Below are 19,134 nucleotides of genomic sequence, written 5' to 3' on the forward strand. Positions count from 1 at the left end.
TAAAAACAATGAAACAACTTCCATAAGATTGTGGTTGTAAAAATCGCCATTTAATAGCCCGTTTTTTTTGTAAAATTCGCCAATTAAAAAAATATGATTATCTTTGCATTATATTTTATAAGGTATGGAAACAGTAAATAGAATACTTCAAGAGAAGATTACAGCACGAATCGCGCCCAATAAAGCAGTACTGATTTTTGGTGCTCGCCGTGTTGGTAAAACGGTAATGATGCGTAAAATTGTGGACAACTATTCAGGTAGGACGATGATGCTCAACGGCGAAGACTACGACACATTAGCACTATTGGAGAATCGCTCAATAGCCAATTATCGGCATTTATTGGATGGTATTGATTTGCTGGCTATTGATGAGGCACAGAACATACCACAAATCGGTAGTATTCTGAAGTTGATAGTTGATGAAATACCGGGAATAAGTGTCTTGGCAAGTGGTTCTTCGTCATTCGATTTGCTGAATAAGACTGGTGAACCGTTGGTCGGCCGCAGTACGCAATTTCTCCTTACACCATTCTCGCAACGGGAAATCGCACAGACGGAAACGGCACTTGAAACCCGCCAGAACCTCGAAGCGCGCTTGATTTACGGTTCCTATCCCGAAGTAGTAATGATGGAGAACTATGAACGTAAAACAGACTACCTACGTGATATTGTCGGTGCATACCTGCTTAAAGATATCTTAGCAATTGACGGCTTAAAAAATTCGAGCAAGATGCGCGATCTACTGCGATTGATAGCTTTTCAGTTGGGCAGCGAAGTTTCTTACGAAGAGTTAGGTAAACAACTCGGCATGAGCAAGACGACCGTTGAAAAATACCTCGACCTATTGGAAAAGGTCTTCGTTATCTATCGTCTGGGGGCTTATTCGCGTAACCTACGCAAGGAGGTTACAAAAGCTGGCAAGTGGTACTTCTACGACAACGGCATTCGCAATGCCATTATCGGGGCTTTCTCACCGCTGGCCATTCGGCAGGATGTCGGTGCGCTGTGGGAGAACTACATCATCGGAGAGCGGCGCAAAGCGAACTTCAATGAGGGACTGCACAGGGAGTTCTATTTCTGGCGCACCTACGACAAACAGGAAATCGACCTGATTGAGGAGAGTGCCGACAGTCTTACCGCCTTGGAGTTCAAGTGGGGAAATAAAATGCCGGCCGCACCGAAAGCCTTCCAAGAAGCCTATCCCTATGCCGAGTTTCATGTGGTAAATCGGGAGAATTATTTGGAGTTCGTATAATCAATAAATTACGTATATGGAAACAAAACTACAATCCAAACAGCAATATCCGCGGTTTATCCAAAATAAACCGTGTGGTATTGACAAATTCGATGGAGGTTCGCAAGAAAGGTTGGCAAAAACTATTGCTCGCCATTTTTGTCAGAATGATTCATTGGATGAGGAATGTACTTTACCTCGAATTATCGGCATCGAAGGTATTTGGGGATCTGGAAAATCCAACGTGGTTAAAATGTTGGAACGTGAATTATCAGACGACTATTACTTTTTTGAGTATGACGCATGGGGACATCAAGAGGACTTGCAACGCCGCTCTATATTGGAATTGCTTACAAGCAAACTTATTGATGATGGTATCCTATCTGGAAATGCAACAATAAAAGTCAAAGGTGGAGGTACGAAAACCGTATCATGGTCTGAAAAGCTGAAATATTTATTAGCCCGTAAAACGGAGACCGTAACCGAAAAATATCCCCTTATCAGTAATGGTATGGTTGCGGCATTTTTGGTTGCAGTTTTAACTCCGATATTTACATTTATTGCGTATGCAGTAAAACCTACACCCACAACATGGTGGTTTTCTTTATTGTCTATTATCATAGCTGCACTGCCAGTTCTTATTGCATTGTGCGTTTGGAAATGGGCATATAGCAAAGATCATAAATATGGATGGAGTTATATGTTAGCTATTTATCAAGATAAAGTCGAAAAGGACGTTTGCTATGAGACTTTGAGCGAAGACGAACCAACGGTTTACGAGTTCAAAACATGGATGCAAGACATTTCTGATTTTATCAAGGAAAAAGGACAACGTAAATTAGTCCTTGTTTTTGACAACATGGATCGTCTCCCCGCTGAAAAAGTAAAAGAATTATGGTCTTCTATCCATACGTTCTTCGCCGATAGCGGTTTTGAAAATGTTTGGGCTGTTATTCCTTTCGATGAAACACATTTAGCTTGTGCATTCGGAGATGAGACCGACGAACAAACGAAACAACTGACCAAGTATTTTATCAATAAAACTTTCCCTATTGTTTATCGTGTTGCTCCTCCTGTTATTACCGACTATCGAAGTATATTCAACAAACTGTTTGTTGAAGCATTTGGAGAAACAGAAAATGAAGCGAAAGAAACTATAAATCGGATATTCAGATTGGTAAATCCTAATGCCAATGTTAGGGAAATTATATCATATATCAATGAGATGGTCGCTCTTAAACAAGAGTGGTGTAACGAAATTTTGATGATAAACATAGCATTGTTCTGTTTGAAGAAGACGGATATTCTGGCAAATCCAGTAGAACAAATATTGTCCGGCGACTATCTGAATGGCATTCAAACAATAATTAACAATGATCTGCAAACACAACGCGAAATTGCAGCTTTGGTATATGGTGTCGATGTTGAAGATGCTCGACAAATTCCATTGAAAAAATATATTGAAGGCTGCATCAACGGAGAAGAAGACCACGACATAAATCAATATGCAGAGACTAATAAACAATTTGACACTGTATTAGAAGAAGTTATACAATGTATGGACAATGCGCTTATCGATAAGATTATACATTGTTTGCATAAATTAACTCGAAAGAGCGATGTTATTCTGCGTGTATGGCAAAGAATAGCACAATTGAAATTAAAAGAATCCATAGAGAAGCAGGTGTTCCCTGTCGAATACCAAGAACTGCTGTTGCATTTAGACACGGAAAGCCAAAACCATGTGATTGCTCAATTATATAAGAAGATAGTTCGGTTCAATGACTTCAATGGCGGCGACTATTTCAAAACGTTAGATGCAATAGACAGGTTTATTGCGCAAAATAAGTTGGCGTGCGATTTTACGTCATTGATTGAAGCAAAAACAGTCAAGCCAAATACATTTATCGATTATATTCAAGCTGCAAATGCAACAGATGCTGCCTATCGGGATAACGCGACAACTAAAGCATATAAATATTATCAAGTAGCAACAAATTCGGAGGCGCTCGATAATTATTTGGCAAACTTACTACCCGATAATTTCGACCATGCAGATATTGTAAAAACGTTAAAAGATAATTCTACCTATACGTTTCCAACGCTTTTGCAAGCGATCACGAATTGCATTGATGAACAGAATGTAAATAAAGATAATATAGGGGCTATATTTACAACCTATCGTTTATTGGCATCTGACGAAGAAAGACCTTTACCTGTAACGTTAGATTCAACCTACATAAATCAGTTGCATTCTGAATTAGAAACTGATGGCCGAAACATTAAAGAGTCTGGATATTACGATTTAGTCGCCATGCAATTGGCACATGGTCATTCCGTTTCCTTAATAGAGGGTGGAGATATAAAATATGTTGCAGAACTCATGGACTATTATGTGGATCATGGAGACTTATTAGTAAATAGTGTGGGATGGAATATACCGCTATTAAATGAAACACTACAATACATGGTAAATCATAAACTTGGCTATAAATTATTGCTCTCAGACATATTGCCCCAATTTGAAGATATTAAGAACAGAATAGGTGTAACGGATGAGGTATTTATCGAGCATTTAGCAGAGTGGAATACCGATTTGGATAAGTATATCACTAAGAACAATATTAAAGATGTAATTCCTGACGCATCTTTTTACGATTTGACCACTAAAATAAGCAATGTCCTGACCGATCATATCAATAAAATAGCGTTCGAAGCGTTGTCTGAAATAAGTGTTGATACATTATACGCCCAAAGAACAGCACATACATCATATTATTGGTTTGTCGCAATAAAACATTTACTGGCTAAAATCAAATCCTTGCCAGATAACTTGACTGAATTTGGCAAAAAGATTCTGATGGATATTGCTTCTGGAACTCAAAGTTTGAATCCTTTCCCTAATTGTTTCAAGAATATAGTTGAAAGATTGGATAAACGAAAAATTAAATCGACAGTTACCGATATAAGAAATGATTTCTGCATCGGTAAAAAGACTATCAATGCAATAAAGTTTCAATTTTTCGAAACATGGCTTAGATCGCATGGTAATTTGAAAAGTCAAGCTGGAGACGTTATTGATAAAATAGTGAAACCTGTAATTTCCGATGGGGCATGCCGTTCATTGATTCTGCAAAACAAAGATTTTTATATGGATTTAATAAATACAGCAGGGGATGATGCTTATGAATTGAAAAAGAGTCTCCGAAACCTCATACAAAAAGATTCAGATCCGCAATTGGTTAAATTTGTCAATTCGATAGATTCAGTACCTGAGGTTGAAACCGCGTAAGTATTTGTCTAACAAGTCCGAATTTTACGATTTTACCCGTCAGAACTGAAGTGCCCCCCAAAAAAATTGTATCCAACTTTTGGGGGTCACTTCAAACTTCGATAGGGATAATTTTCAATTTTGGGGACTTGTTAGACAGTCTCATTATCTGGTAGCAGTTTACACAGCACCGGATCGTTTTTGATACGCTCCAGTTCCTCCTGCACAATCTGCTTCACCTCTTCCTTGATGCGCCGGTAGTTCGCCTGCACCGTTTCCTTCATGCGGTCGTTGCCGTCCTCGTCCGTGAAGTTTGTAATGACGGGAATTTTCTTGTAGGCACTTTCTTCCCGTTTCACCTTTTCGGCATCCACCACAATCTCGCAATGAAAAATCTTCTGCTCGATACGCTCGTTGAAGTTGTCGGATACAGAACCGACAAACATTCCCTGCGTAAGCCCGGAAATCTTACTCGGTGGAATGAGCGCGTCCATCTGCGTGTTGATGGAGGTGGAAACATCCTGCCGGTTGATGGAGATGGACTGCCGTTTCTGCAACACCTTACCGAACCGCTCGGAGAGCGTCTTGGCTGTTTCCCCCACCACCTGACCGGAGAAAATATTGCCGACAGTGTTCATCACCACTTTCGCCTCTTTGTCCCCGTAGTCACGCACTAACTGGCTGAAATCCTGAAAGCCCAGACACACGGCAACCTTGTTGCTTCGGGCGGTAGCTATAAGATTGTCCAACCCTTTGAAGTATATTGTGGGCAACTCGTCGATGATGACCGATGACTTCAGCATCCCCTTCTTGTTGATGAGCTTCACGATACGGGAATTATACAGACCGAGTGCCGCACCGTAGATATTCTGACGGTCGGGATTGTTACCCACGCAGAGGATTTTCGGCTCTTCGGGATTGTTGATGTCCAGCGTAAACTCGCTGTCTGACATCACCCAGTAGAGCTGCGGTGAAATCATCCTCGAAAGCGGGATTTTTGCCGACGCTATCTGACCCATGAGCTGCTCCGCAGCCCCTCCAAGCCACGCATCCATGAACGGCGAAAGGTAGTTCTCCAGCTCCGGATAAGAGGTCAGTATCGGAAATATATCCTCGTAACGGCGGTTCAGAAACTCGATAGCATGGGGAAACGTGCAAAACTTCCCGTTCTGATAGATTTTGAGATACCAGATAATACTGGCAAACAGAATGATAGGTGACTCCACGAAGAAGTCGCCCTGCTTTTGCACCCACGTTTTATTGAGGTTGAGCATTATTGTGTAGGCACTCTCATAGGCATCCGTAATATCTTCCATAAAATCCGGGTGAATGGGATTGCACCGATGAGAGCGTCGCGGGTCGTCGAAGTTGATCACATAGAACTTCGGCTTTACCTTGTAGCCGTCCGGGTGGTTCAGCAAATGGTTGTAGGCAATAGTAGATAGGTCGGGATACTTGAAATCGTAGATGTATTGACTAAAGCCCTTTTCAATCTGTTGCTTGATAAAATTGTTTACCACGGCATAGGACTTGCCGCTGCCCGGCGTACCCAACACGATGGACGCACGGAAGGGATTAACTACATTGATCCAACCGTTGTTCCAGCGTTTCCTGTAATAGAAACGTGTCGGCAGATTGACCGAATACTCGCTTTCGATAAGCCTCGTTTCCTGCATGAAACTCTCGTTCTCGTTGTTGAAAACATCCTCCATCAAATTGTGTTTCAACAGGCGGCTCATCCACAGACCACCCATCAACAGGCAGACATAGCCCGTTCCAATGGTAAGGACATACAGTCCCGTCACCGCTTCAAGCGGCAGCGGCAGGGGCAGCAACCACCAGTTCAGGAAAAACAGCACGAACCCGACGGCAAATGCTGTCCAGATTCTCCCCCAAGTGATTTTCTCACCCTTGACACCCTTCGTACCCAGACAGGACAAGGCAAGCAAAAGGACGGAAAACAGCTTCGTGTAGAGAATGGAATGGAACAGCCCCGCCGTGCGGTCGAAGTTCAGAAGGATTTTGTCCACCACGCCGATGTTCACGCCCCACAGCCGGATGGCTTCGTAGCAGAACCAGTACACGTTCATGACCACTAAAATGATACTCACGGCACGCAGAAAATCCATGATTTTCGCCAATGCCCTCAAATCGTCTTCTTGTTGTGACATACATTGATTTTTTAATTGTTGATACTCTGATTACATACCCAAGCCCTTGCGTTTTTTCTTCTTTTTGCGCTTCATCGCCCGGATGAAAGCCTCTTCCTCGGCATCTACCGCCGGACCTTCGGGAGTGAGCAAGCCCATACCGCCCGATATATCTTCACTGTCGTAGGCGGTCTGCCCGTGTGCCTTGTCCGCAGCATCCACAGGGATGGATAGCGGTATCGGCGGTTGTCCGGCGTATGGCAGGGTGAAGTGTTCCTGCAAGGCATTCGCCGAAAGCTCCTTACCCATGCGCGAACCGTTCAGCACGCATCCCGTGCGGTGGTCGATGAAGGTAGCCCCATAGATGCGCCCTTCCTCTGTGTAGCGCAGTACGGTGTCGATGCCCTTCTCTTTGAGTTGGGATACAAATTTGTCCTTGTCATAAGTGCCTTGCAGCACGGAAAGGACGGTGCGTTTCGTCATGTCTGCCAGTTTCCTATCCTTGATTTCCGATTTGGAACGGACAAACTTCTTCTGTACGGCTTCATAGCCTGCGGACTTCCCGAAAAGCGAGGATTTGAACGGGTTGCCCACCTTGTTACCCTTGTCGTCCGTGACGGAATAGACCAGCCCGTGATACTCCCGTCCGCGCACGTTGCCCCTCGCTTCCTCCACCGTCATATTATATAAGGAAAGGAGCGCACGGTATTCGCCCATCGTCTGGAAACGGTACTGCCCATTCAGAGCCTTCACGGTGTTGCCTACCTGCTTCTTCACATCACCTGCCGATGCGGCCACCTTGCGCAACGGATTATCCAATCTCTGATTTTTACGTTCTGCCGGATGCAATCCGTACTTCTGTTCCAGTTCCCTGCGGATACGGTCGCTGCGGCGGTAGAGAAAATCCCGGTTGAGCCTTTTCCCGTTCTCGTCCACGTTGACCGTCACGATGTGCAGGTGGTGGCGGTCGATGTCCTCGTGCTTGAATACAAGATAAGGCTGGTTTCCGAAACCGAGTTTTTCCAGATACTCGCGGGCGATATTCTGCAACTCAATATCGGTCAGCACATCCTCCGGGTGCGGGTTGAGAGAGATATGCACCACCGGCTTCTCGATCTTCATCTGCGGTGGCAGGAAGGTGAGAAAACCCTCCATCGCCTTGCCTATGTCCACCGTTCCCGAACCGTCATTGTAGATGCGGTTGGTGGTGAGAAGCCGCCCCTGCGCCTCGTTAATCTTCTCCCCGTTGTAGGCAATCGCGCCGTACAACGAACTTCCTACACTGATTTTTGCGACCATTTTGCCTCCATTTCCCTTGAAAGTTCCACAATCCGGCGGCTCAGTTTCACGAGTTCGACGGTGTGTTGCTCTAATTTGTAGAGCAACGCCATCGCCTTTTTCTCTGAAAAATGCAGCCTCAGTTCCTTCACGACTTGGTTGTAATTCGTACCCACGGCACGGAATTGTGCATGAAAATCCGACAGTTTGGTGTAATAGTCCACCAACGTCTTGTCCACCTTCAGCACCTTGAACGGTTGCCCGAAGAAGTGCGCTTTGAGGAAAACAGACCGTGCATAGACACCCGATTTTCCGAACATGGCGAGGAAACGGTTGTGTTCCTCCTCGTTGAAACGGACGGTGTACCGGTACACCGCCGGATCAAGTTTGGGATTTCTCCCTGATTTGCTTTTCCTTTTCTCTTTCATATTACTTTGGATTTAGCGGATTGACGGCATAAGCCGCCGCTTCGGATTACAGCACCGCAGTTCTGAAAGGCTTCCCGACTTCGGAGGGAAAGCCCGCCCCCTGCAAGGGCAAGTGCTTTTCGTGGCTGCTCAAAATATTTTGAGCGGCTGAAAAGACATCTTGCTATGTTCAGGTGAACATAAAAATCCGTCAGGGGACGGATTGGGAAAATACCTTTCAGGACTCCGGGCCGCGCGTCATCGGCGAACCCTGCTGTCCGGGTGCAAAGTTACGCCCTTAAAGCGGTATCGGACAGATGCTTGACCCGGTCAATGACTGCCAACCGGCGCAACGTGCCGCCACTTGCCGGAGAAGTGATACAGGTTCCAAAATATACTTGTTTATTTGCAGCATGATTCAAGAAACGAACGATTTGAAGATATGATAAACGGAACATTCAAATACCCGGAAATCCGCTTCTTCGGATACTTGCCGAAACGGATACCCGAACCGTCGGAAACCCGGTTCTCCGACAATTCGGTGACGTATGGATTCAATGACTTCATGACGCAATGTCGTCAATCACCATTTGTCCGACGCACCGCTTCACCACAGAACCGGATACGCGACGACCCGCCTGCGTGTGTAGTCACGGAAGCGGATGGTGCGACAGCCAAATCCGTATGGAAACAGAAAAACAAATCATCAACAATTAAAATAAATGGAACTATGAGTAAGGAAATCTTCGTTGCATTCGCAACACAGAAAGGTGGCATCGGCAAATCCACTGTCACGGCACTTGCCGCCAGCTACCTGCACAACGTGAAAGGCTACAATGTCGCCGTCGTGGACTGCGACGACCCGCAGCACAGCATCCACGGGCTGCGCGAACACGAAATGGGGCTTATCGACAGCAGCACCTACTTCAAGGCTCTCGCTTGCGACCATTTCCGCCGGATCAAAAAGAACGCCTACACCATCGTCAAAAGCAATGCGGTGAACGCCCTCGACGATGCCGAGAGGATGATTGCCACTGAGGACGTGAAACCCGACGTGGTGTTCTTCGACATGCCCGGCACACTCCGAAGCAACGGCGTGATAAAGACGCTCTCGCAGATGGACTACATTTTCACTCCGCTGAGTGCCGACCGCTTTGTCGTGGAGAGTACCCTGAAATTCGTCACGATGTTCCGCGACAGGCTGATGACTACCGGACAGGCGAAAACAAAGGGGCTGCATCTGTTCTGGACGATGGTGGACGGCAGGGAGAGGAACGACTTGTACGGCATCTACGAGGAAGTGATAGCCGAAATGGGCTTTCCGGTACTTTCCACCCGCTTGCCCGACAGCAAGAAGTTCCGCCGTGACCTTTCGGAAGAGCGCAAGAGCGTTTTCCGCTCCACCATCTTCCCGATGGACACGGCACTGCTGAAAGGGAGTGGCATCCGGGAGTTTTCCGAAGAGATAAGCGACATCATCAGACCGCAGTGAGCATGGGCAGCAGGAAAGTGAACACGGAAGGCATCGACGAGGAACTGCTGTTAGCCTCCATCGGGCGGCGCACACAGGACGGGACACTGCGCCCCGCACAGGAAGTACCCGCAGCTGCACCGACCGAAGAGGACACCGCCGCACCGGAACCATCTCCTGTGCAACCCGTAACACGGGAAAAAGCGCAGAGGGAAAGTGGACGCCGGAAAAGGCAGGACGAGGACTACAACGAGCTATTCCTGCGCCGCAACGAGATAAAGACCCGCCAATGTGTCTATATCAGCCGTGACGTCCACGGCAAGATCCTCAGAATCGTGAACGACATCGCCGGAGGGGAAATCTCAGTAGGCGGATATGTGGATACCGTGCTGCGCCAGCATCTGGAACAGCACAAGGAGAGAATCAACGAACTGTACAAGAAACAACGTGAAGATCTGATTTGAAAATGGAAAAAGAAATGACACCGAATGAAAAAAGACCACAGCAAGACTGCGGAGGTATGTTTACCCAAGTGCAGGCGAGTGTGGAAATACTGTCGCCTGTCCCGGTAAGCGGCAAATGCAGTGAGAAGGACTATGAACGCCTGTTCATCCGCGACCCGGAAGTAAAGGCACGTGAGGGGAAGATGGCGTATGTGCGCCCGGAGTACCACGAGCGTATCATGCGTATCACCCGTGTAATCGGGCATGACCGGCTTACGCTGTCCGCTTACATCGACCATGTGCTGACGCACCACTTCAACCAGTGCGAAGATGCGATAAAGAGCCTTTATGCCCGAAATTACAATTCAGTATTCTAACCAAAAACGGAAGGATATGAATTACACAATCAGCATGACAGACATTCTGCTGGCGGTATCGGTCGGCTGCAACCTCTGGTTCCTGTTCCTGCTCCTTTACGAGCGCATCATGGACACGCGGATTGTCCGCTTCTTCAAGGGCATTGTCGGATTATGGCGGTCACTGGACGGGAATGAGGCTAAACGCATAGCGGCACACGAGGAAGTCCCTGCGGAAAAGGCGGACATCATCGGCAAGAGCCGTTTCAGGATGGCATCCACCCGGACAACCGCTGCCATACCGACGCAAGAAGCCGCCACTATTGAAAAAGGCATTGAGCTGTCGGAGGAAGAGGCTACTTTTGACGACGGAAAAACGGGAAACGCATCCCGCCCGGCACAAGTCCCGGAGGAAAAACTCGATGAGACCTTCACGAGCATACCGCCGGAGGAACTGGGATACGGGGACGACGAACCGGAAGAGGACGCCTCGGACACGCCACGGGCTTCGGGCAGCAGCTTTGACGAGATTGACGACGCCTGCAAGACCGCCAAAAACCCGGACGCGACACAGGCGGAACGTGAAAAGGCGGCTAAGGTGTTCACCGACATGGAGGGCACGGAGTTGTACGAGAAAATGATGGAAGGCTCTTCGGAGATAGGCATCCGCATCAAGGGGCTTATCGAGATTCGGCTGAAGAAATCTGAAAAGGAGTTCGTCGTGCCGGACAACATCGAGGAGTTCGACATTCGCAACTATGTATGACAACAATAAAAGAAATGAACATGAAAGAATGACATCAACCCACGCGGCGAGGAAACGCAAGGCGCATCCCCATCCGCAACGGACACGCCCACGTCCGTGGAAACAAACGGGCATCCACTAAAACCAAAGTAAAGAAACAAAGTATCAACCGCCCGACAAAGGACCATCCACCCTTTTGACGGCAAAAAACAAGAACAGTTTATGAACAAGAACATCTTGAAAAACAGAAAAGCAATCCTCTCCGCGGCACTTGTCATCGCCGCAACCGCCTCCGCTTTCGCGCAGGGAAACGGCATCGCGGGCATCAACGAAGCCACCTCTATGGTGAGTTCTTATTTCGACCCCGGAACTAAACTGATATACGCCATCGGTGCAGTCGTCGGGCTTATCGGGGGCGTAAAAGTGTACGGCAAGTTTTCATCGGGCGACCCCGACACCAGCAAGACAGCCGCCTCGTGGTTCGGCGCGTGCATCTTCCTGATTGTTGCCGCCACCATCCTGCGCTCATTCTTCCTTTAATAAATAATGTATGGCTGAATACCCAATCAACAAGGGTATCGGCCGTCCGGTAGAGTTCAAGGGCTTGAAGGCACAGTACCTCTTCATCTTCTGCGGAGGTCTGCTGGCTCTCTTCGTCCTGTTCGTCATCCTCTACATGGTCGGTATCGACCAGTGGATATGTATCGGCTTCGGCGCGGCATCGTCCTCCCTCCTTGTATGGCAGACCTTCGCGCTGAACGCCCGGTACGGTGAACACGGGCTGATGAAATTAGGAGCGGCACGGAGCCATCCCCGATACCTTATCAACCGGCGGCGGATAACCCGTCTGTTCAAACGACAACGAAAGGAAGAAAGACAATGAGGAATACATCGAAAATGACAACACTGGAAAACAGGTTCCCACTTTTAGCGGTGGAGCATGGCTGCATCATCTCAAAGGACGCCGACATCACGGTGGCTTTCGAGGTGGAACTACCGGAACTTTACACCGTGACGGGTGCGGAGTACGAGGCGATACACAGTTGCTGGTGCAAGGCTATCAAGGTGCTGCCGGACTACTCCGTCGTCCACAAACAGGACTGGTTCATCAAGGAACGCTACAAACCGGAGCTTCAGAAGGACGACATGAGCTTTTTAAGCCGCTCTTTCGAGCGTCACTTCAACGAGCGTCCGTACCTGAAACACACCTGCTACCTCTACCTGACCAAGACAACAAAGGAGCGTAACCGGATGCAGAGCAATTTCAGCACGCTGTGCCGGGGACATATCATCCCGAAGGAGCTGGACAGGGAAACCACGACCAAGTTCTTGGAAGCCTGCGAACAGTTCGAGCGCATCATGAACGACAGCGGGCTTGTCAGGCTGCGCCGCCTCTCCACCGATGAGATTGTGGGTACTGAGGGAAAGACGGGACTTATTGAACGCTACTTCTCGCTCATGCCGGAAGGTGACACCACCTTGCAGGACATCGAGCTTTCGGCAAGGGAGATGCGCATCGGCGACAACCGCCTGTGTCTGCACACCCTCTCCGACGCGGAAGACCTGCCGGGCAAGGTGGCTACCGACACCCGTTACGAGAAGCTCTCCACCGACCGGAGTGACTGCCGACTGTCATTCGCCTCCCCGGTGGGGCTTCTGCTCTCCTGCAACCATATCTACAACCAGTATGTGCTGATAGACAACAGTGAGGAAACCTTGCAGAAGTTCGAGAAGTCCGCCCGTAACATGCAGTCGCTATCTCGCTATTCAAGGAGCAACAGCATCAACCGCGAGTGGATAGACCAATACCTGAACGAAGCCCATTCCTACGGACTGACCTCGGTACGGGCACACTTCAACGTCATGGCGTGGAGCGACGATGCGGAGGAACTGAAGCATATCAAGAACGACGTGGGCAGCCAGTTGGCAAGCATGGAATGCGTGCCGCGCCACAACACCATCGACTGCCCGACACTCTACTGGGCGGCGATACCCGGCAATGCGGCGGACTTCCCGGCGGAAGAGAGTTTCCACACCTTCATCGAACAGGCGGTGTGCCTGTTCACAGAGGAAACCAACTACCGCAGCTCGCTCTCGCCCTTCGGCATCAAGATGGTGGACAGGCTCACGGGAAAACCGCTGCACCTTGACATCTCCGACCTGCCCATGAAGCGAGGTATCACGACCAACCGCAACAAGTTCGTGCTGGGTCCTTCGGGCAGCGGCAAGTCTTTCTTCATGAACCACCTCGTGCGCCAATATTATGAGCAAGGCGCACATGTGGTATTGGTGGACACGGGAAACTCCTATCAGGGCTTGTGCGGCATGATCCGACGCAAGACAGGCGGAGCGGACGGTGTGTATTTCACCTACACGGAAGATAAGCCCATCAGCTTCAACCCGTTCTACACCGACGATTACATCTTCGACGTGGAGAAGAAGGACAGCATCAAGACCCTGTTGCTGACGCTCTGGAAGTCGGAGGACGACAAGGTGACAAAGACGGAGAGCGGCGAGCTGGGCAGTGCCGTGAGTGCCTATATTGAGCGCATCCAATCCGACCGTAGCATCGTGCCGTCGTTCAACACCTTCTACGAGTATATGCGTGACGACTACCGCAAGGAACTGGCACAGCGTGACATCAAGGTGGAGAAGTCCGACTTCAACATCGACAACATGCTCACCACCATGCGGCAGTATTACCGGGGCGGGCGTTACGATTTCCTGCTCAACTCCACGGAGAACATCGACCTGCTCGGCAAGCGGTTCATCGTCTTCGAGATAGATTCGATTAAAGAAAACCGCGAACTGTTCCCCGTCGTGACCATCATCATCATGGAAGCCTTCATCAACAAGATGCGGCGGCTGAAAGGCGTGCGGAAACAGCTTATCGTGGAAGAGGCTTGGAAGGCCCTCTCATCGGCGAACATGGCTGAATATCTGCGCTATATGTATAAGACGGTCAGAAAATATTACGGCGAGGCAATCGTGGTGACGCAGGAGGTGGACGACATTATCAGTTCTCCGGTGGTCAAAGAGAGCATTATCAACAACTCGGATTGTAAAATCCTGCTTGACCAAAGGAAATATATGAACAAGTTCGACCAGATACAGGCGTTGCTCGGACTGACGGAAAAGGAGAAGTCGCAGATACTCTCCATCAACATGGCGAACAACCCTTCACGGCTCTACAAGGAGGTGTGGATAGGCTTGGGCGGCACGCAGTCGGCGGTCTATGCCACGGAGGTCAGCGCGGAAGAGTATCTGGCGTACACCACCGAGGAAACGGAAAAAGTGGAGGTTTACCGTCTGGCGGAGAAGCTGGGCGACGACATCGAAGCCGCCATCCGGCAGCTTGCCGAAAGGCGGAGAAACAAGGAATAACTAAAAAACAGAATGTATCAACCAAAAAAGAAAAACGCGTATGAATTTACCAAAAGTGAAAATGCTGCAAGTCAGCAAGTGCCTTATCGGATTGGCGGTCATGATGCTGCAATCCTGCGACGTGGCCGACAACCGCCGCGACATGCTGTGCGGGAACTGGGAGAGCGTGGAGGGAAAACCTGACGTGCTTATCTACAAGGAGGGCGAAGCCTACAAAGTGACGGTGTTCCGTCGTAGCGGTCTGCGCCGCAAGCTCAAGCCGGAAACCTATCTCTTGCAGGAGGAGAACGGCAACCTGTTCATGAACACCGGCTTCCGCATCGACGTGTCCTACAACGAGGCCACGGATGTGCTGACTTTCTCGCCAAACGGGGACTATGTGCGGGTGAAGCCGCAGCCGGGACATCCGACCGAAGAATAACAACCACTAAAATCCAAAGTAACATGAGAACAAGAATAACAATGATTATCTGCCTGTGCCTGCTTTTCGCGGGCAGGGCAAGCGCACAGTGGGTCGTAAGCGATCCGGGCAATCTAGCGCAGGGCATCATCAATGCCTCCAAAAACATCATCCATACCTCCAAGACCGCCACGAACATGGTGAGCAACTTTCAGGAGACGGTGAAAATCTATCAGCAGGGCAAGAAGTATTACGATGCCCTCAAATCGGTGAACAATCTGGTCAAGGACGCCCGCAAGGTGCAGCAGACCATCCTGATGGTGGGCGACATCACAGACATCTATGTGAACAGTTTCCAACGGATGCTCCGTGACGGGAATTTCAGACCCGAAGAGCTTTCCGCAATCGCTTTCGGCTACACGAAACTGCTGGAGGAAAGCAACGAAGTGTTGACGGAACTCAGGAACGTGGTGAACATCACCACGCTCTCCATGACCGACAAGGAGCGCATGGACGTGGTGGAACGCTGCCACTCGAAGATGAAGCGTTACCGCAACCTCGTGAGCTACTACACGAACAAGAACATCTCCGTGAGTTACCTGCGTGCGAAAAAGAAGAACGACCTCGACCGCATCATGGGGCTGTACGGGAACATGAACGAAAGATACTGGTAGCCTATGAAGTTCGACAACCTTCATCAGATTTTACGTTCACTTTATGAGCAGATGATGCCGCTGTGTGGGGACATGGCTGGTGTGGCGAAAGGCATCGCCGGGCTGGGTGCGCTGTTCTACGTCGCCTACCGGGTATGGCAGTCGCTGGCGAGAGCTGAACCGATAGACGTATTCCCGATGCTCCGTCCTTTTGCCATCGGTCTGTGCATCATGTTCTTCCCGACTGTGGTGCTGGGCACGATAAACAGCATCCTCTCACCCGTCGTACAGGGCACGGCAAAGATGCTGGAGGCGGAAACGCTGGACATGAACCGATACCGGGAGCAGAAGGACAAACTGGAATACGAGGCGATGGTACGCAACCCCGAAACCGCCTACCTCGTGTCCAACGAGGAATTTGACAAGCAACTGGAGGAACTCGGCTGGTCGCCCTCCGACATGGTGACGATGGCGGGAATGTATATCGACCGGGGAATGTACAACATGAAGAAGAGCATCCGCGACTTCTTCCGCGAGATACTCGAACTGCTGTTCCAAGCCGCCGCCCTCGTGATAGACACCGTCCGCACCTTCTTTCTCGTGGTGCTGGCGATTCTCGGTCCGATAGCCTTCGCCCTGTCGGTATGGGACGGTTTCCAAAACACGCTCACGCAGTGGATATGCCGCTATATACAGGTCTATCTGTGGCTACCGGTATCGGACATGTTCAGCACCATACTGGCGAAGATACAGGTTCTGATGCTGCAAAACGACATCGAGCGGATGCAGGCAGACCCGAACTTCTCGCTGGATTCGAGCGACGGGGTGTATATCGTATTCCTCTGCATCGGCATCATCGGCTACTTTACCATTCCCACCGTTGCGGGCTGGATTATCCAAGCCGGAGGCATGGGCGGTTACGGTCGCAACGTGAACCAGATGGCGGGACGAGCCGGAAGCATGGCGGGCAGCGTGGCGGGTGCAGCCGCAGGAAACGCAGTCGGACGTGTCGGCAAATTGCTGAAATAATCAATGTGCAATCATAAATTGGAAAATATAAATGGAATTCAAATCACTTAGAAACATCGAATCGTCGTTCAGGCAGATACGCCTGTTCGGTATCGTCTTCCTCTCGCTGTGCGCCGTGGTGACGGTGTGGAGCGTGTGGAACTCCTACCGTTTCGCAGAGAAGCAACGGGAGAAAATCTATGTGCTGGACAACGGCAAGAGCCTGATGCTCGCCTTGTCTCAGGATTTGTCGCAGAACCGCCCGGCGGAGGCACGGGAACATGTGCGCCGTTTCCACGAGATGTTCTTCACGCTATCACCTGAAAAAAGCGCGATTGAACACAACGTGAAACGTGCCTTGCTGCTGGCGGACAAGAGCGTGTACCACTATTATTCGGACTTCGCGGAGAAGGGGTACTACAACCGCATCATCGCCGGGAACATCAACCAAGTGCTGAAGGTGGACAGCGTGGTGTGCGACTTCAACGCCTATCCCTACCGTGCCGTGACCTACGCCACACAGAAAATCATCCGGCAGAGCAACGTCACCGAGCGCAGCCTCGTGACCACCTGCCGCCTGCTGAACGCATCGCGGTCGGATGACAACCCGAACGGTTTTACCATCGAGGGTTTCACCATCATTGAGAACAAGGATTTACAGACTATCAAACGGTAACAGGACATGAAAAGTATCAGAAAATCAATGTGGGGCATGTATTGGAAACTCCACGACAAACGGAAACGCTTGGCGGCAAGTCTCAAAGGGTATCTGGACGGCTTGCCGCCGGAAACACGCCGCCGCATCGTGCTGGGGATGTTCGCCGCCTTCGCGGTGCTTGCCCTTTACACCTTCGGCAGAGCCGTCTATGACATCGGCAGGAACGACGGCTCACATATGGAAACGGGACACGCCGGACGGGTGGAACTGCCGACCCCGGCGGAAACAGGCAATCACTTAACACCTTATTTATATGGAACAGACAAAGAATGAACCGACGAAAGAGAACAAAGCTGCTCCCGAAACGGGGAAACCGAAAAAGGAGCGCGAACCGCTGACAGAGGCGCAACGGCTGAAACGGCAGAAGATGATCGTGCTGCCCGCTATGGTGTTGGTGTTCATCGGGGCGATGTGGCTGATATTCGCCCCGTCCTCCGGCAAGGAGCAACCGCCGGGAACGGACGGATACAACACCGAGATGCCCGACGCTGACAAGGCGAACCGGCAGATTATCGGCGACAAGCTGAAAGCCTACGAGCATGGGGAGATGGAAGAGCGTCAGGAGAGCCGCAACCGTGCCATCGGGCAGCTGGGCGACATGTTCGACCGCGAGATAGCGGGAACGGAGAACGGAGTGGACTTCGACCTCGCCAATCCGGGCGGCAAGGAAGAAAGGGCAAAGCCAGCCACGCCGCAGACCATCCAGTCCTCCGCAGCCGCCTACCGTGACCTGAACGCCACGCTCGGAAACTTCTACGACCAGCCGAAAAACGACAATGCGGAGATGGACGAATTGTTGGAGCGCATCGCATCGCTGGAGTCGGAACTGGAAAGCGAGAGGGGCAAGGCTTCCTCTATGGACGAGCAGGTGGCTCTTATGGAGAAGTCCTACGAGCTGGCGGCAAAGTACATGGGCGGTCAGAACGGAGGACAGCCATCGGCGGAACAGAGGGCAGAGCCAACTACCGTGCAGAAAGGGAAGAAGAACAAGGCAATGCCTATCAGACAGGTGGAGCATCAAGTAGTTTCTTCACTCTCACAGCCTATGAGTAACGCGGAGTTTGTCGCCGCCTTATCGCAGGAACGCAACCGGGGTTTCAACACGGCTGTCGGCACGGCGGAGGTATTGGACAGGAACACCATACCGGCGTGCGTGCATGGGGCGCAGAGCGTGACGGACGGGCAGACGGTAAGGCTGCGCCTGCTGGAGCCTATGGCGGTGGCAGGCAGGACAATACCCCGGGGTGCGGTGGTGGTCGGCACGGGCAAGATACAGGGTGAGCGGCTCGACATCGAGATTACCTCGCTGGAATACGACGGCACGATTATCCCCGTGGAGCTTGCGGTCTATGACACGGACGGACAGCCCGGCATCTTCATCCCGAACTCGATGGAGATGAACGCCGTCCGGGAGGTCGCCGCCAACATGGGCGGCTCGCTGGGAAGCAGCATCAACATCTCCACCAATGCCGGGGCGCAGCTCGCCTCCGACTTGGGCAAGGGGCTGATACAAGGCACGAGCCAGTACATCGCCAAAAAGATGCGAACCGTCAAGGTGCATCTGAAAGCCGGGTACAGGGTCATGCTTTACCAAGAAAAATATTGAAAACAATAAA

The 19,134-nt window shown here is 50.1% G+C and carries 18 protein-coding genes; 15 read left to right on the plus strand and 3 right to left on the minus strand.

Annotated features, from left to right (window positions below; genetic code table 11):
- Positions 1-124 precede the first annotated feature (124 nt).
- Together NQ559_RS00260 and NQ559_RS00265 are read left to right on the plus strand one after the other, a co-directional pair.
- Positions 125-1,255: an ATP-binding protein gene (locus NQ559_RS00260; RefSeq protein WP_004291480.1), complete on the plus strand. Its 1,131-nt coding sequence runs from the start codon at positions 125-127 to the stop codon at positions 1,253-1,255.
- Between the two features lie 16 nt (positions 1,256-1,271).
- The gene (locus tag NQ559_RS00265) at positions 1,272-4,526 is read left to right on the plus strand and encodes a P-loop NTPase fold protein (protein WP_004291481.1); all 3,255 of its coding nucleotides are present in this window, start codon (positions 1,272-1,274) and stop codon (positions 4,524-4,526) included.
- Positions 4,527-4,657: 131 nt separating this feature from the next.
- Here the strand turns inward: NQ559_RS00265 and mobC are convergent, their stop codons facing one another.
- The 3 genes from mobC to mobA are packed head-to-tail and all read right to left on the minus strand — an operon-like array spanning position 4,658 to position 8,361.
- A complete protein-coding gene (gene mobC, locus NQ559_RS00270) occupies positions 4,658-6,676 on the minus strand; it encodes a conjugal transfer protein MobC (RefSeq protein ID WP_004291482.1) in 2,019 nt (672 codons plus the stop codon).
- A gap of 30 nt (positions 6,677-6,706) precedes the next feature.
- Complete coding sequence (mobB, locus tag NQ559_RS00275) at positions 6,707-7,954, minus strand: conjugal transfer protein MobB (protein WP_004291483.1); 1,248 nt, start codon at positions 7,952-7,954, stop codon at positions 6,707-6,709.
- The gene (mobA, locus tag NQ559_RS00280) at positions 7,933-8,361 is read right to left on the minus strand and encodes a conjugal transfer protein MobA (protein ID WP_004291488.1); all 429 of its coding nucleotides are present in this window, start codon (positions 8,359-8,361) and stop codon (positions 7,933-7,935) included. The genes mobB and mobA overlap by 22 nt, the downstream gene beginning before the upstream one ends.
- Before the next feature lie 421 nt (positions 8,362-8,782).
- On the opposite strand from mobA, the gene NQ559_RS00285 reads away from it, so the two are divergent.
- From NQ559_RS00285 to traM, 13 genes are all read left to right on the plus strand, one after another.
- Positions 8,783-9,832 carry a ParA family protein gene (locus NQ559_RS00285; protein WP_004291492.1) on the plus strand — a complete coding sequence of 350 codons (1,050 nt, stop codon included), beginning with the start codon at positions 8,783-8,785 and terminating at the stop codon, positions 9,830-9,832.
- A gap of 2 nt (positions 9,833-9,834) precedes the next feature.
- On the plus strand, positions 9,835-10,275 hold the full coding sequence (locus tag NQ559_RS00290; RefSeq protein WP_004291503.1) for a DUF3408 domain-containing protein: 441 nt from the start codon (positions 9,835-9,837) through the stop codon (positions 10,273-10,275).
- Positions 10,276-10,277: 2 nt separating this feature from the next.
- Entirely contained in the window at positions 10,278-10,631 is a 354-nt protein-coding gene (locus NQ559_RS00295) for a DUF3408 domain-containing protein (RefSeq protein ID WP_004291505.1), read from the plus strand.
- A gap of 16 nt (positions 10,632-10,647) precedes the next feature.
- Positions 10,648-11,376 (plus strand): hypothetical protein, encoded by a 729-nt coding sequence (locus NQ559_RS00300; protein ID WP_004304280.1) that lies wholly within the window; start codon positions 10,648-10,650, stop codon positions 11,374-11,376.
- Positions 11,377-11,577: 201 nt separating this feature from the next.
- Entirely contained in the window at positions 11,578-11,895 is a 318-nt protein-coding gene (locus NQ559_RS00305; RefSeq protein WP_002560983.1) for a DUF4134 domain-containing protein, read from the plus strand.
- 10 nt (positions 11,896-11,905) lie between these two features.
- Entirely contained in the window at positions 11,906-12,238 is a 333-nt protein-coding gene (locus NQ559_RS00310) for a DUF4133 domain-containing protein (RefSeq protein ID WP_004291514.1), read from the plus strand.
- A complete protein-coding gene (locus tag NQ559_RS00315; RefSeq protein WP_004291515.1) occupies positions 12,235-14,739 on the plus strand; it encodes a TraG family conjugative transposon ATPase in 2,505 nt (834 codons plus the stop codon). Before NQ559_RS00310 ends, NQ559_RS00315 begins: the two co-directional genes overlap by 4 nt.
- A 40-nt stretch (positions 14,740-14,779) precedes the next feature.
- Positions 14,780-15,160, plus strand: a complete 381-nt coding sequence (locus NQ559_RS00320) for a DUF3876 domain-containing protein (protein WP_004291516.1) — start codon at positions 14,780-14,782, stop codon at positions 15,158-15,160.
- 23 nt (positions 15,161-15,183) lie between these two features.
- Positions 15,184-15,813, plus strand: a complete 630-nt coding sequence (locus NQ559_RS00325; protein ID WP_004304283.1) for a DUF4141 domain-containing protein — start codon at positions 15,184-15,186, stop codon at positions 15,811-15,813.
- A 3-nt stretch (positions 15,814-15,816) separates the two neighbouring features.
- Positions 15,817-16,821 (plus strand): conjugative transposon protein TraJ, encoded by a 1,005-nt coding sequence (gene traJ, locus NQ559_RS00330; RefSeq protein ID WP_004291518.1) that lies wholly within the window; start codon positions 15,817-15,819, stop codon positions 16,819-16,821.
- Positions 16,822-16,852: 31 nt separating this feature from the next.
- The gene (gene traK, locus NQ559_RS00335) at positions 16,853-17,476 is read left to right on the plus strand and encodes a conjugative transposon protein TraK (protein ID WP_004291519.1); all 624 of its coding nucleotides are present in this window, start codon (positions 16,853-16,855) and stop codon (positions 17,474-17,476) included.
- Positions 17,477-17,503: 27 nt separating this feature from the next.
- The gene (locus tag NQ559_RS00340) at positions 17,504-17,791 is read left to right on the plus strand and encodes a TraL conjugative transposon family protein (RefSeq protein WP_018697145.1); all 288 of its coding nucleotides are present in this window, start codon (positions 17,504-17,506) and stop codon (positions 17,789-17,791) included.
- Positions 17,772-19,124, plus strand: coding sequence for a conjugative transposon protein TraM (traM, locus tag NQ559_RS00345; RefSeq protein WP_004291521.1), 1,353 nt, complete (start codon positions 17,772-17,774; stop codon positions 19,122-19,124). Before NQ559_RS00340 ends, traM begins: the two co-directional genes overlap by 20 nt.
- Positions 19,125-19,134 lie beyond the last annotated feature (10 nt).

Source organism: Alistipes onderdonkii, assembly GCF_025145285.1.
Lineage (GTDB): Bacteria > Bacteroidota > Bacteroidia > Bacteroidales > Rikenellaceae > Alistipes > Alistipes onderdonkii.